The organism is Microbulbifer maximicatervae (SeqCode), assembly GCF_052468155.1.
In genome coordinates this window covers 3,052,788-3,067,162 of the sequence record NZ_CP174335.1, presented here as the reverse complement: position 1 = coordinate 3,067,162, position 14,375 = coordinate 3,052,788, and the positions used below count along the sequence as shown (strand labels likewise).

The 14,375-nt window shown below is 49.4% G+C and carries 14 protein-coding genes; 3 read left to right on the top strand and 11 right to left on the bottom strand.

The genetic code is table 11. The features are described from left to right. Nucleotides 1-6: 6 nt before the first annotated feature. The 9 genes from ACJJIY_RS13305 to ACJJIY_RS13265 form a co-directional block, all read right to left on the bottom strand. Entirely contained in the window at nucleotides 7-546 is a 540-nt protein-coding gene (locus ACJJIY_RS13305; protein WP_444925357.1) for an ExbD/TolR family protein, read from the bottom strand. Further along, nucleotides 543-1,133: an ExbD/TolR family protein gene (locus ACJJIY_RS13300; protein WP_444933687.1), complete on the bottom strand. Its 591-nt coding sequence runs from the start codon at nucleotides 1,131-1,133 to the stop codon at nucleotides 543-545. Before ACJJIY_RS13300 ends, ACJJIY_RS13305 begins: the two co-directional genes overlap by 4 nt. Then, a complete protein-coding gene (locus ACJJIY_RS13295; RefSeq protein ID WP_444933688.1) occupies nucleotides 1,133-1,864 on the bottom strand; it encodes a MotA/TolQ/ExbB proton channel family protein in 732 nt (243 codons plus the stop codon). The genes ACJJIY_RS13300 and ACJJIY_RS13295 overlap by 1 nt, the downstream gene beginning before the upstream one ends. 69 nt (nucleotides 1,865-1,933) lie before the next feature. Continuing rightward, nucleotides 1,934-2,254 carry a hypothetical protein gene (locus ACJJIY_RS13290; protein ID WP_238152012.1) on the bottom strand — a complete coding sequence of 107 codons (321 nt, stop codon included), beginning with the start codon at nucleotides 2,252-2,254 and terminating at the stop codon, nucleotides 1,934-1,936. Next, entirely contained in the window at nucleotides 2,251-2,835 is a 585-nt protein-coding gene (locus ACJJIY_RS13285; RefSeq protein WP_413662567.1) for a tetratricopeptide repeat protein, read from the bottom strand. The genes ACJJIY_RS13290 and ACJJIY_RS13285 overlap by 4 nt, the downstream gene beginning before the upstream one ends. A 32-nt stretch (nucleotides 2,836-2,867) precedes the next feature. Then, nucleotides 2,868-6,002, bottom strand: a complete 3,135-nt coding sequence (locus ACJJIY_RS13280; protein WP_445358063.1) for a tetratricopeptide repeat protein — start codon at nucleotides 6,000-6,002, stop codon at nucleotides 2,868-2,870. Continuing rightward, nucleotides 5,999-8,029, bottom strand: coding sequence for a tetratricopeptide repeat protein (locus ACJJIY_RS13275; protein WP_445358062.1), 2,031 nt, complete (start codon nucleotides 8,027-8,029; stop codon nucleotides 5,999-6,001). Before ACJJIY_RS13275 ends, ACJJIY_RS13280 begins: the two co-directional genes overlap by 4 nt. A 2-nt stretch (nucleotides 8,030-8,031) precedes the next feature. Further along, complete coding sequence (locus ACJJIY_RS13270) at nucleotides 8,032-8,541, bottom strand: hypothetical protein (RefSeq protein WP_282932151.1); 510 nt, start codon at nucleotides 8,539-8,541, stop codon at nucleotides 8,032-8,034. A 244-nt stretch (nucleotides 8,542-8,785) separates the two neighbouring features. Further along, nucleotides 8,786-10,201 carry an MFS transporter gene (locus ACJJIY_RS13265; protein WP_445358061.1) on the bottom strand — a complete coding sequence of 472 codons (1,416 nt, stop codon included), beginning with the start codon at nucleotides 10,199-10,201 and terminating at the stop codon, nucleotides 8,786-8,788. Between the two features lie 258 nt (nucleotides 10,202-10,459). Here ACJJIY_RS13265 and ACJJIY_RS13260 point away from each other — a divergent pair, with 258 nt between their 5' ends. Together ACJJIY_RS13260 and ACJJIY_RS13255 are read left to right on the top strand one after the other, a co-directional pair. Then, nucleotides 10,460-10,888: a DUF4174 domain-containing protein gene (locus tag ACJJIY_RS13260; RefSeq protein ID WP_445358060.1), complete on the top strand. Its 429-nt coding sequence runs from the start codon at nucleotides 10,460-10,462 to the stop codon at nucleotides 10,886-10,888. A 217-nt stretch (nucleotides 10,889-11,105) separates the two neighbouring features. Continuing rightward, on the top strand, nucleotides 11,106-11,753 hold the full coding sequence (locus tag ACJJIY_RS13255; protein ID WP_445358059.1) for an NAD(P)H-binding protein: 648 nt from the start codon (nucleotides 11,106-11,108) through the stop codon (nucleotides 11,751-11,753). Between the two features lie 109 nt (nucleotides 11,754-11,862). On the opposite strand, the gene ACJJIY_RS13250 is transcribed toward ACJJIY_RS13255, so the two are convergent. Further along, a complete protein-coding gene (locus ACJJIY_RS13250) occupies nucleotides 11,863-12,462 on the bottom strand; it encodes a CPBP family intramembrane glutamic endopeptidase (protein WP_445358058.1) in 600 nt (199 codons plus the stop codon). Nucleotides 12,463-12,844: 382 nt separating this feature from the next. Here ACJJIY_RS13250 and ACJJIY_RS13245 point away from each other — a divergent pair, with 382 nt between their 5' ends. Beyond that, entirely contained in the window at nucleotides 12,845-13,429 is a 585-nt protein-coding gene (locus ACJJIY_RS13245; RefSeq protein WP_282932146.1) for an exopolysaccharide biosynthesis protein, read from the top strand. 322 nt (nucleotides 13,430-13,751) lie between these two features. On the opposite strand, the gene ACJJIY_RS13240 is transcribed toward ACJJIY_RS13245, so the two are convergent. Next, nucleotides 13,752-14,363, bottom strand: a complete 612-nt coding sequence (locus tag ACJJIY_RS13240; RefSeq protein WP_444897824.1) for a CPBP family intramembrane glutamic endopeptidase — start codon at nucleotides 14,361-14,363, stop codon at nucleotides 13,752-13,754. Between the last annotated feature and the right edge of the window lie 12 nt (nucleotides 14,364-14,375).

Here is a 14,375-nt window from a genome sequence, read left to right as displayed (position 1 = left end):
CTTCCATTAACCCTGAGATGCTTTCTGAATAACCGCCAGTGAAACTTTGGTATAGCCAGCGTCTGTACAGCTGGACATCACCTTTTTCAGCAAACTGAACGGAATGCCTCTGTCCGCGAGAATATTGACCTCCGGTGGTTCTGGATCCTGCCCCCCCTCGACATCACCCTCACCTGAATCTTCCGAGGCCTGGGCAACACCAATTGCCTTGGCCAGCTCCGCAACCATCGCTTCCTTAATGGCCGCAATAATGGTTTCCTCACTTTCCAACACTTCGGAGGTGGCAATTACCGAGTTGGACTCCACCAGGATTTCATCATTGGTCACCATCAGGGTCACCGTCTCCCGGGGCTTGGTCTCCACCACTGAGTCCGGCAAGGTAATCACCTTGGGGGGCTCAAGCGCTTCATTGCTGGAGGTATTAGTCAGCAGGAAAAATACCAGGATCGTAAAAACATCCATCAGGGAAGTCAGGTTCATGCCTGAAGTTTTCTTGCGCTTATGGCTTCGCGCCATACGCTTCATGCGTCGGCTTTCATTTCTCACGGCGCATCTCCTATGGAAATATCAGGAAATAAAACCACCTTTTCCACCGCTTCCAGGTCACTGGGATCACTCCCCTCAACCCGCACTTCAGCTCCTCGCACAGTATCCATAATGCCCACTAAATGCTCATAGGCGATTGTGGGCTCCATCAGGATGATGGAATCGGTTTTATCCGGATAACTGGCCTTAACTTCCAACAAAAACTGAGTAAGCTTTTTAAGGTCATACACCTCTGCTGTGGGCAGCACAGCGAGAGCCTCAGCCTGCTCGGTATCTGCCCCAACGGGGGCTTCAACCGGAGCATTTTCACCCTCACCATCGATGTTCAAGTTGGGGAAGCGAGCGATAACCTTTTCACCATCACTGATTTCCACGGCCTGCTCTCGCACAACTACCTCCACCGTAACCGTGGGATCATCCGGTGCCCCACCACCGGCACCACTCGGCATATTCAGTTCGAGAATTGTCACCCGCGAAAATACCGCCGATACCAATAGAAAAGGCACCAATACCACCATCAAATTCAAGAAAGCGGTGATATCCAGCTCAGGAGCTTCTTTATCCCGCCCGTGGCGCCGCCTTCTCATTACGCAGTTTCCGCTTGCTGTGCTACTGGACTGGTTTTAGCTGGAGCAGTTTTTTCACTAGACGGCTTGGATTTTGTGGGCTCCACTTCAAAGCGACGACGGGTTGCACCATCAATCAGGTTGGATGCTTTTACAGAGACCATTTCCAGGCTGTCGATAATTTCACCGGTGAGTGAGTTCAGCAGTGCGTGAACGATCAACAATGGAATACCAGTCATCAGACCAAAGGCGGTGGTGTTCATCGCCACGGAAATACTGGCGGAGAGCAGGTCCGCTTTTTCTGCCGGGTTGGCATTGGCTACCGCGGTAAAGGCCTCGATCAGACCCATAATGGTTCCCAGAAGCCCCAGCAAAGTTGCGATATTGGAAAACAAAGCTACGTAAGGGGTGCGCTTTTCCAGCTGTGGAGTGATCTCCATCATGCTCTCTTCCATCGCGATTTCGATATCTTCACGACGGCGAACAGCCCCCTGCCGGGCCAGCCCCATAGACAGTAATTTGCTCACACTGGACTCATCCTGTTTTACCAGGTTGCGAGCGCGATCGAAGTCTCCTGAAGCTAATACCGGCTGCAGCTTATCCCACATATTGCGGTTGCTGCGGCGCTCCAAATGCAGGCGGATAAAACGCTCGATAGCCACAGCACCACCCAGTGCGGCAACCACGAGAATCGGGTACATGAAAGTACCGCCCGTCTGGAAAAACTCGATGACGTTATTGAAAAAGTCCATTACAAACCCTCTTGAGAAATACAGCTAAAACTTGGTGCTAATCCGGCGACAGCCAGAATCAATATGGCGTTAATCGCCGGACAGGCTGAGTTGATAGAACTCCAACTCACGCATGAAAACTTCCTTGTCGAGCGGTTTGAGTTTGTCGTCCATCAAACTGGAGACAAGGTCGCTTTCGACACCCACTTCGGAACTTTTCCAGGGGACAATATAGAGAGACTTAGGGGCTTCCTTGTTACCGATAATAGAAATACCCGATAACTCCTTAATTTTTGAATCCACCTTTTTATCGGTGGATTCTTTTTTCTCCTCTCCCTCAGACTGAGCCAAGGCATAAGGAAAAACCATAAAGCTGGCCACGAATGGCAAAGCCCAACGAAGTTTAATCATTTACCAGCCCTCCGTTGAATATCAGCTAACCAGATAGTGACATCCCGGTCCTCTGGCTCCAATTGAACATATTGTTCGAATTGTGCCAGAGCACACTGGAGATCTTGCAGATACAGATCACACAATATGCCCAGATTTTTTATCAAAGGTAGATATTCTGGATTTTCTGCCAAAGCATTCACATATATTTTTCGCGCCTCGGCAAAGCGCCCTTGCTTTCGGTAGAGAACGGCCAGTTCATTAGTTGCCACCGGATGCTTTTCGTCCAGCGCCAATGCCTTTAAAAAAGCCTCTTCCGCTTTTGCCTCATTGCCACTTTTGTAGTGGGCAATACCCAGATTGATATAGGGTGCCGGAAGGCGCTGCTCGCGCTCCACCACTGACTGCAGAAGTTCAATAGCACTCGCATAATCCTGCTCGGCAAGATATTCCAGGGATCGCTCAAAGTCCCGACTCACACTGCCCGATACCCGCACCGAAGAATAATCAGAGATTTTTCCAGACTTGGTTTGGGTGCTGGCGCAAGCTGCTAACAACAAGGCTAAGCCCACCAGAAAAAACAAACGCATTTGTTTTTGCATAACTTTCCACTCCAAAAGGCAAATGCCTGTTATTACTGACCCGAAACTGCTGATCCCGCTGAGGGCAATTCCGGCTCTGGCGGCAGGGGTACAATAGTCTGGAGATACTCACCAGCCTCTTCCGCCCGTGCATAGCGAGCGGGCATTAAATTGGCAAGCTTGCCAATACTTTTATCAATCCAGGGGTTATAAATACCGACGCCCAGCAACTCGACATTCTTCTGGTGAACAGAAATGGCTTTTTCCTCGAAGGGATAAATCTGCTCCTCCAATGCCAACTCATACTCTTCCAGCTCCAGGGCATTCAGGTTGGTTGGACGTTCAGAGTCCTTCAGGGCCACGCTAAAGTGGAGATAAATTTCAGCCAGGTAAAAGGTTGCCGCAGCGGTCACATCAGCCACCTGATAATCAATCAGGTCAGTAAATGCACGGGTGGCTGCTTTCATACGCTTGCGCTTGAGGTTGAGGCTTTTCTCGATAGGCGTAACCAAATCCACCTGGGTGAAAGCCTCAAAATTGGGTTCAGCCAATAGCAGGGCCGCATTACCTGCGAGATAACGGGTGCGGTCGCTGCGCTGGGAACCACCGCGGGACTCAACTTTCACCAGTTCACGAAGCTCTGCCATATAAAGCTTTTGACTCCCGGACACTTTGTAGATATCGGCAATTTTCTGGCGGGTCTCCAGCGCCGGCTCCATGGGTTCGGGGAAATAATCGACGTAGCGACGCAAAACAGACAGCGCTTTAGCGCTATCTTCTGCCGCTGCATAAAGATCTGCCGCCTGGGTTAAGGCCTCACGGCGTATTTCATCGTCCTCGGATTCCCGCTCAATACGCTCAAATTCCGCAGCTGCCAACAACAGCTCACCGCTCTCCTGGTAAACCACTGCCAACTTCTTGGTGACATCTTTTGCCAGCTCATGCTCCGGGAAGTGACTGCGGAAGTTATTTAATACCGTTGCCGCTTGTACCCAATCCTTAAGCACGATCAATGATGCGGCAGCATCGTACTCCGCCGTAGCCAAAATGGTCGCACCGGGTGCAGCGCCTCGAATACGCAGGAAATGGCTCGCTGCGGTTGCATGATCCTCCTGCTTACGGGCCATATCACCCTGCTGGTAGATAGAAGCAGCCAGGTTATCTACCAGTCCCGCCCTATCCTTTGCATCCTGGGCAGTCAGCATCAAAGTTTCACCGTAAGCGGTTTCTGCATCCGCAAAGGCCGCAGTATCGAAAGAAGCGTGAGCCACCAGCAGCCAGGCAGAACGTCTAATCTCCTGCTCCGCAGTGGGGAACTGCTCCAACAGTGAACGGCCATTGGCGATCGTCGGGGCATAGTCTTTTAACCCGTAAAGATCCTCCACCGCGCCGAGCATGATCTGAGGGGCTTTGGCATGCTCAGGGAATGTGGCTGCAAATGTCAGCGATGAACGGATAATTTCCCGCAATAGTGGTGCACGCTGCTCATCCGTTGCATCTTTTAAGTTATTGGCCAGATGTTCGCGATAAGCGTAAACCGCTGCGTAGCCTGCTTCGCTGGAATCCTTGTGCGCAGGATATTCATAGGCCGTGCGCTCATACTCCAGAGCTGCACCATGAAAATCCCGGTTTTCCAACATCAATCCGGCAAGCTGATAATTGATTTCCGGTGCGCGCTCAGTTTCCCGGAAGGAATCGAGATAGCTTCGATACCAGTGAATCGCCTCGCGATAATTCTCGGCCTTCTTGTCTTTTAACTTCTTATTCTGGTAAGCCGCATGGTAGTGCCCGGCGAGGTCGACCAGGTTGGTCTGCAGGAAGGCAACCACCTCTCCGTATTCATTAATATCGAAGACAGTCCAGTAATCGGCATTAAGTGCATAAGTAGTGGCGAAATCCTTCTTCGCTTCCAGCACCAGTTTGGGGAAGCCGCCTTTACTGTAGATCTCAATAACACGAATTGAGAAATCCGCAGATACTCTGTGTAACTGGTTTCGATCAACAAACGCAATATAGGATTTTGCCGCATCCTGGTAGCGACGCTTCTCCAAATAATATTCACCCAGCTGGCTGTATACCCGGAATTCGTAATCTCTATTACCCTTGCGGGAGAAGTAATCGACAACCGAATCAGGGCCTTCCAGGTAAGAAAAGCTCAAGCTGACCACACGGAAAGTATCGTCAATATGCTTGCGCTCGCCCTTATTGTTTTGCTGGTCGAAGTCATATCCCTGGGAGACTTTGTAATCCAGCATGGCGATATAGTCATCCAGAGCCATTTCATACATATCCTGCTTAAACAGCGCCCAACCGCGTTTATACAGGGCAAGCTCGTAAAAACTGGATATCACACCAATATCGATAACTTTTCCGTAGGACTCTTCCGCATCGAGAAACTTCTTGCGGGTAAAATAGTATTCGCCCAGCCGGAACCAGGATTCATCGATATGTCGCGAATCCGGATAGTTAGCCACCAGCTGACGCAATACATCCACCGCTGCATCAATCTCTCCCGCCTCTTCATAAGCTCGGGATAACTGATACATCACCTGGTCGTTGCGGTGATACAGGGGATATTTTTGCAGTAATTTAATATAGAGATTGATGGCCTCGCGGGCATTGGCTGACATCATTTCCTCAGAATCAACGCCCGGCGCTTCAAGCGGAGTATCATCTGCAGCTATTTCTATGCTGCCACTAGCCCGGGTTTCAAACTCCTCATCAGACTCGACAACCCCAGGGGCCTGCGCCTCAGCCACTACCGGCTCAACCTTCGCCACCGGCGCTGCCGTCTCTGGAGCATCCAGGGTATTTTCAGCCATAGCTTCTGACGCATCGACAGAGATCACCGCCCCGCTTCCAGCAGCTACTCCAGCAAGGTTATCGAATTCTGCATCTTCAGCGCGGTGTGCCTGCTTGATTTTCAGGTCGGCAATCCTGCGCATCGCCTCGGGGGTCAGCTTGGATTCAGGGGTTTCCTGCAAGTACTTCTGGTAGCTGGCCAGTGCCTTCTCCAGGCTGCCATCAATATGCTCTTCCTTAATTTCTACTTCGACATTTTGGAGGCTGCCGATGGTCTTGCCGCTGTTTCCCGCACAACCCCCTAGCACTATAAGTGCAGAGAGAAGACCGACGGCGCGATTGAGAGATTTACCAGCTTGAGATTTAGATTTGAGCAACTTACTCACGAATCACCTCCCTCTGCTGATTCTTCTTCCTCCACCGGCTCCATCTCCGCTGGATTCTCCTCAGGGATTTGCTCTTCCAACAGTGCCTTGTGCTGCTCTACCTTAAATTCATCTTCACGCTGCTCCTGCAGCTCATTAGCGCGGTCGTAGCTGTCTGCCAGGGCAAAGCGGGCTTTAATTTGATAACTCTCCAACTGTGCGCGACGGCGTTCTAACTCGGCAATAGCCAATGCCTCAAGCATGGTGCCCTGGCGCGCCATCAGGGTTTTCAGTCGCCGTTGGGTTTGCTGGATACGCGCGCGCAAACGAGTAATATCGCGGTCGTAACCGGTATAGCTGTGAGTTGCCGCCTGGCGACTGCGCACAAAGGAATCGTAAACAGACTTGAGACTTTCGATCTCCTGGTTTAATTCCGCAAGGTGTTTGTAGGCCTCGGTCAAACGCTGGTCGTACTCAAAGGAAAGACGCAGGTCCAAAACACCTTTGAGCCGCTGTACCCGCTCCAAAGTAGTTTCAGTAAAGCCCTGGGGATGCTCAGCAATTTTTCCGCTAAGTTCCAGGAGCTTCAATCGCGCTTCCTGCTCTTCGGCCGTTGCCAGGTATTCTGGGCGGCGGGAGATCAGCATCTGCTCTATACGACTGGCAAACTGATCGCGCTGCTCCATCCGCAGTTTGATACGGGCGTCGAGTTCCCGGAATTGCCTGTCCAGCTCCGGCAACAGGGGCTCGTAATAGTTGCGGCGAATACGAATAATATCTTCGTAGGCTGTGAGGCTTTTTAGCCACTCCTCATTGCGCTCATATAAATCGTTGAGGTCGCGATAGTTGCGTAGAAATTCCTGATAGTCATTGGACGCCATCAGGTCGAGTAAGTAATGCGTTTCGGGGGCTTCCGGTAAATTGCGCAAGGCCACTACCCAGTTCTGTACCTGGGTAGCCTCTTTACGACGCAACGCCTCAAGGAACTTACCTTTGCGAATACTATGAATAGACTGAGTGAGGGTATCAATCTCGCGCCCGAACGCGTCTAATGCGCGGCCGTAGTTAATTGCAGCGGTACTGTGGACATCCAATTTTCCATAGGCATAGGGCACCGCCAACATGACCTCTTGCACTGGCTCACTGGTGCCTTTGCGGTCTTGCAACAGTTTCCAGGGCACCAGTGCCCGGTCATAGCGACCCGCGCGGGCCTCTACCCAGCCAGCACCCAGCAGCGCCCTATTTGAAAAAGGGCCATCGAGGTTTACACGATCAAAATAGGGGCGCGCCATATCCAGCCTGCCCAGCTCCATTAAATGGGAGCCCAATAAGAGGTTGGTTTTATCGTAAAGGGCCTGCAGGGCTGCCTCTGAACTGCGCTTTCTTCCAAGCGCAGCCAACTCCAGAACACCGCGTTCCTCTTCTCCCGCCTTCAGTTGGGCAATACCCAAATTGAAGGAAACAAAGCCCTCTAATGACTCTTCACCCTTCAGGTCTTGCAGCAGTTCTACGGCCTCCTCAAATCGACCAAGCTGCATATAGACTCGAGCACGCAAAAACTGCTCATCTGCACGGACCCTCTCGGGAACCCGCCCGTCAATCATTTCCAGAGCATGTAAGGCGTTGCGCGGCTGTTGTTTGTGATAGTGAATTTTTGCCAGTCGATACGCGGCTTCATTGCGCACCGGCTGGGAAACATTTCCCTGCAGTACAGCCTCAATAGCCCGCCCAGCCTCCCTGTGCATTCGATAGGACAATTCCAAGTCACCCACCGAAAACTCAGCTTGCCCCAAGTGCGCACTGAAAGGATCGAGTTCGGGCTGATCTAAGCGGTGATACTGAGCAAGTTCTGTGTCCAGTGCCACAATCGCATCAAAATAACTTTCCTGATGGGCATGAAACATTGCCGCACCGAAAAACAGGTCTTTAAGTTCTTCCTGCGGTTCAGTCGCCGCTGCAGCGGGGAGAGCAGCCAAAGAACAAAGGGATAGAGCACCAAGCATCATCCTGGTTTGACAGGACAACACATTTACCAGGGACCTGAGCATGATTACCAGTCCTTGAAGTTTATCGTGGACTCGGTTCCCAGAACCTTAATCTCGACAAATTTAGGACCCACTGCTTTCTCCACGGTGTAGGAAGCTGTAGCCCGATACTCTTTTCCTGATGGGGTTTTACCGAGAAAACTAACCTCTAATGGATGCCCACCCACTTGCACATTGCCAGTGTATATTTTTTGTACCCCACCTTTTTGCAGGGACTCAATTTCCCGGTAGGTATAGAGATGATGGGCAACTAATTTGCCATTCAATGTGACCTCAACCGATTCCAGCTCGAAGGGCTTTTCATCAGCCACCGAGACAAAAAGAGCTACTTGCGTATTAGAGGGGAATAAGAGCTTTTCCTCCAACTGTGACAACTCAGCAGTGAGATCAATTACATCTTTCTTAACATCCTGGATCTGCTCATCCAGGCCACGGATATCATCTCTATCAATAGTCTGAGCATGCCCAGTACTGGCCAACAGAAAGAAAAGTACAATCTGAAGAATTCTGAACATGTGGCCTACCTCCGACCCAACCCTAAACTATCAATTCCTGCCAGAGAACCTGGAACAGGACCACAATAAACTCAGGCACAACAGGGCCTTGAGCTGCGGCATTGTATTGAATAGAGGGCTAATCAGATGTGAGGAAATTCAAATCTCACAAAAACTCAAAGAATGGATAAATTTTGAAAAAAGCACTTCAATTAGATAAAAGAGATCTACGACACAAAAGAAATGAGACGCACTTCACTTGCGATCAAGAAAGCTCTCCGCTTTGGCTCTCTGGCCTACCGATCACAAAGAACATACAAACAATCAGGCCAACCAAAGCTAGGTAGGCATTTACTGTAAAAGCTCTATCTATACCCGTAGGTATATCTGGAGCGAAGGCGATGATTGTAGCATTCATACCCAAACCAACCGCACCCCCACCAATTTTAAACATATAGAGGATTGCGCCTGCCAAGCTGGCACGGTGAGGTTCCACCACAGTAATACCCGCGGTCGTACTGGATGGATTGAACAGCCCAATACCCACTCCCAACACGACCAAGCCCGGACACATATCTAAAAAACCCGTGTCCGAAGTCAGGTTCGAAAGCATGAACATTCCAACACTCATCCCCAAAATACCTAATGAGACGAGTAATTTTGGTCCAGCTAGCTCATAGAGGCGGCCGGAGATAATAGCAACCAGCCCCGATACAACCATTAAAGGGACCAAAGATAAACCGGCCTGAAATGCTGAGTAACCACGAAAATTCGCCAAAAATTGGGGGACATAGAGAATTGCCGATAGGAATACTACGGAGATTAGAAGTGTCGTAACACCTACCGCTAGGAACTTCCGGTTCTTTGCAATATCAGGGGGAATCAGGGCATCTTTACCAACTCGATACTCCACGATGGTAAACAGGCAGAGCAACACCAGAAACACAACGATCAGGCTGATAACCACAGGATGCTTGAAACCAATTTCCGCGGAGACATCCAGTGCAAAAAGCAAACAAAATAGCGAGGTGCACAGTAGTAGCACACCGAAGAAGTCTATTTTTTCCTCGGTGTCACGAGGTTTATCGGGGGGTACTGCCCACCAGCAAGCCAGCATTGTTGCCAGAGTGAGGAGAATATTAACGAAGAAAATCCATCGCCAACTGAAAAAATCTGCGAGCACCCCACCCAAAACTGGTCCAGCTGCATTCGCTAACCCACAGGTGGCCATCAGGATACCACCCGCCAACCCTGACCTTTCATAGGTCAACAAGTTAAAAGTCATTGCCAAAGTGGACGGCCACATCAATGCCGCACCCACTCCCATTAATGCGCGGGATATCAATAACATCCACATATCCATTGCCAAGCCACCCAGCACGGCAAAGAAAACGAATATTCCCGCTCCAATCATAAATACTCTGCGGCGGCCATAGATATCCGCCAAGCGGCCACCGGTTATGATGAAAACACCAAAAACCAAGGCGTAGCCGTTAATGATCCACTGGGAGCTAGTTATGTCTGCATTGAATTCTCTTTCGATGGCAGGTAGTGCGGGGGCAAAAGCGGTATAGTCATTACTAATAAGGAAGGCGGCGAGAACTAATGCAGCCAACCCCAAGTACTGATCTCGTGTAATTTTGCCGCTCTGTTTAGCCATACTGCGTAATTCACTCGACACCCGAGCCGCTCAGGTAATCCTTCAGAACCTAATTAGCTTGCGATATATTTTTAATACTCCCGCCTAGAGCCTAGACCACTCGCTCATTTACACGCATTTTGACTAGTCAGTTTTCACTGTCGATACTGATCATCATCTGCCTTGTAACTGGCAGCTCATATCTTATGCTTAAAGGACATCCAAGCGCCGGAAAATTGAATTAGTAATTGGATAGCCTGCTGAGCCCCCTAAGATCACGCTAATAGATGAGATGAGTAAATGCATAAGTACATTGTGCTTGTCTTGGTTCTGTTGACTTTTTCTACATTCGCCCAGGGGTCTACGGTGAACGACCTAAAAGACTTCCAGTGGAAAAATCGCATACTATTACTGAATATCCCGGAAGATCCCAATAGCACAATCAATGAATTACTCAAGTTAGCGCCGCAGTTTGCAGAGAGAAACTTGATATGGTTCCTATTCTCTAACGGCACCCTTGAGACTAACTTCCCCGGTAAAGTCACAGACAATTTTGCTAAAAATGTACGGGAAAAATATCTGCAAGGACCAGCAATGCAAGTGCTTCTTATAGGAAAGGATGGGGAAGTAAAGTATAAAGCCAATAAATTCTCAGCCGTCGAAATTTTCCAACGTATCGACAGCATGCCCATGCGACGCAATGAGATGCAGCAAGGACCTGCACAGTGAACAATTATTGAACATCCACAATCTGATAGAGAATTTTTGTATCCTCCAGTATTACTGAGGAATCCCAGAGTTAGATTTCCCTCAATTAATTACGCTTCGGCATTCATTGCTCACCAGACACCCTTTCCAGCTGGCAACTTTTAACAAACATAGACATCTTTGCGCTAAAGTACGCTATTAGCCTTGCGAACATATACCCAATGGAAATTGACCTCCAATGAGCAAAAGAGCCATTATCCTCGGAGCTACGGGCCTTATCGGTGGCCATCTCACAGAGCAACTGGCTGGTGAAGAAGTCTTTGATGAAGTACTTACCCTCACTCGACGCCCCAAAGCCACTGCAAGTCAAAAAATACATAATCATATTGTCGATTTTGATCGATTGGAGGAGGCTGCCCCTCTTTTTCAGGGAAATACTCTATTTTCCTGCCTGGGAACCACTCGCAAGCAAGCCGGCAGCCTAGCCGCCCAGCACAAGGTTGACGTTGAATATCAATACAAAGCGGCCCAATTGGCAGCGGCGGCAGGAGTCAGCCATTACTTACTGGTTTCATCCAGCGGAGCCAATGCCAATAGCGCCAGTGCTTACTTACGTATGAAGGGTGAGCTGGAAGAGAAAATCAAGAAACTTCCATTTAAGCGTATCAGTATACTGCAACCCTCCCTACTCCTCGGAGATCGTGCAAATGCCCGACCCGGTGAGAAAATCGGAGGCATCCTCCTACCAGTAATTTGTATGCTGCCGGGGCTGAGACGTTATAGGCCCATTGAGGGGCGTGAAGTAGCCAAAAAAATGGTTTATTTAAGTCGACAAGAACGAAAAGGGGTTGAGACCCTGCGTTTGGATGAGTTATTCAATACTTAAGGAGCCTCTGAATAATTCCGTAATGTCTCGGCGAATCTGGAAGGCTCCTTAAACCCCAAAGCTTAAATTCGGGAGCTTAAAACAAGTAAATCGCTCCCGAATATTGCGGTTATTCTTTTACTTTAATCCCTAGCCAATGCGGATATTGAGTCAAAACAATAAGGACAATTGCATCGTAGACTGCGTGCCAGATTATCACTCCAAATAAGCTTCCGGACACTTGGTAAACCACTCCTAGAACCACACCAATTCCCAAAGTCAGAAAGAAATTGGTCCACGATGAGAAATGAAGTAGCGCAAATGCAATTGCAGAAATTAATAACCCCAACAATGGCGAGCTAAGTTCTGATAACCAGGACTGCAAAAACCCCCGAAACAAAAGCTCTTCACAAATTCCGACTACAATAGAAATCAACAGCAGCTGAAAGAAAGACAATCGTGAAAATAGCGGAATCAGGGCGATCGATTGACGCCGCATTGACTTGCCAAGGGTCGTTTCTGAGCGAGTTAACGACAACATCACACCGTAGGTAGCCATTGCACCAATGATGCCAATTGTTACTTGCAACCCTACACTATCACCAATGATCACTACCTTGAGTGAAGCCAGATAAAAGCCCAGAAGGGCCAGCAACAAGCAAACAACCTGAGTGCCAATTAATAAAAGAAAAACTGGTGGATTCCCTTTTGTTTGGTCAACAGCATCCATTTGTGACCGTCCTTTTTATTAGTAGTTTATCGAGGTAGTCGAGTGGCTCAGTACCTAAATAGACTGCCTTAGGATTCCGTACCAACTAGAAACCACACCGAAATTCAATCAGCCGAAATAAGCACACCCGCCATCAGCAATAATCTAACAGAAAATGATGACAGGCATAATCCTCCGCCAACAGCCTATCTCTATCCGTTTAGTTTGACGTCAGACAGCTTATCCCCTTTGAAAAACTGCCTGACTTTAGCCGAAAAGCCAGTCACAGTGCTATGCTCGACAATATCTCTGGAACCGGATAGCTCGTAGAGACTACCCGGTTTCCAGCCCTCTTATCAGTAGATTGTCTTGCAAAGAAACTACACAGCAACTAATTCCAACCATGACACAAGAAATCATAGGACTGGGCCAGCTGCTGAAGGATATTGAGGAGAAAAGTCAGGGGCAGGAGAAAATCTCCATCCAGCATGTTATTGAGGCTGTGGGGCTTCGATCCTTTGCCCCATTCCTTATCCTTATCGGGTTGATCCTGTTTTCCCCTCTGAGCGGTATTCCCGGAATGTCTACCGCGATGGGCGTATTGCTACTACTGTTTGCCCTACAACTGCTGATGAAGCGCAACTATATCTGGCTTCCACAGTGGTTAATCAACCGCTCCATATCCAGCGAGAAGCTGATGGATGCCCTGCACTGGATGGAAAAGCCCGCCCGGTTTGCCGACCGCTGGATTCAGCCACGGATGGATTTTATCGTGCGCCGATATGGCACCTACGCTATTGCTGGAACCTGCATTTTTATTGCATTGACCCTGCCAATAATGGAAGTAATCCCCTTCTCTGCCTCAACTGCTGGTCTCGCTCTCACCATTTTTGGGCTGTCGCTGGCAGCTCGAGACGGACTCTTAGCGCTTATTGCTTTTATCCTAACGGCCTCCCTGGTACTAGTGGTGATCGTTGCCGTGATCTAGGGAGCCTCTGAATAACTCCGTGATACCTCTGGCTTGCAGAGCGGTTCACAATCAAGGCGCGGCTTCGCAGGAATGTCTAGACCTTTCAAGAAGTCGCAACGCGGAGTGTGAATCGCTCTGCAAGCCCCGAAGGGCGGGCCTTGAAGGCCACAGCTGCTGCGTTGCAGCTCTTGCAAAGGACCGAGCCATTCGCGGCGAGCTGCGCCTAACATCTGTAGCCTTCAAGGCCCGCAGAGGCATTATGGAGTTATTCAGAGGCTCCCTAGGAGCCCGCGAGTAACTCCGTAACATCTCTGCAGGTCTCCAGACCAAAGCTGGCTACTTACCCTCGCTTTAAGACTTGATTTTTTAATCCGAGCAAATGGGGAAAGTGCACTATGGCGAAAATTGCCAAAAGGTCGTATACCGCATGCCAAACAATCGCCCCCACCAAGCCCCCGGACATTTGGTAGAAAATGCCTAAAATGAGCCCAATCATAAAGGTAAGGAAGAAGTACACCCAGGAAACACAGTGCAGTAATGCGAATATCAGTGATGCACCCAATAAACCGAGGAATGGCGTACTGAGCTGGGAGAGCCAAGACTGTAGAAAACCACGAAACAATAGCTCCTCACAAACACCCGCAGCTAAAGCAACCCATACCATCTGTGATGGGGACAACTTGGAAAACAGAGGGGTCAATTGAGTACAGTGGAGCCGCAGCATTTTCCCAAATAGCGTCTCAGAACGAGCTAATGTCAGTACTACCGCAAATGTGACAATAGCGCCTAACAATCCCAACAGCAGTTGCAGCCATACCGTATCACCAACAAATGAAACTTCCATTGGCACGAGGTAGAGACCCAGAGCTGCAAGCAATAGACAGCCCAGTTGAATATCCATTAAAAAAAAGAAAACCGGCAGGCTGCGCCGTGCCGGACCAATCGCTTCCATTCCTGATTTTTC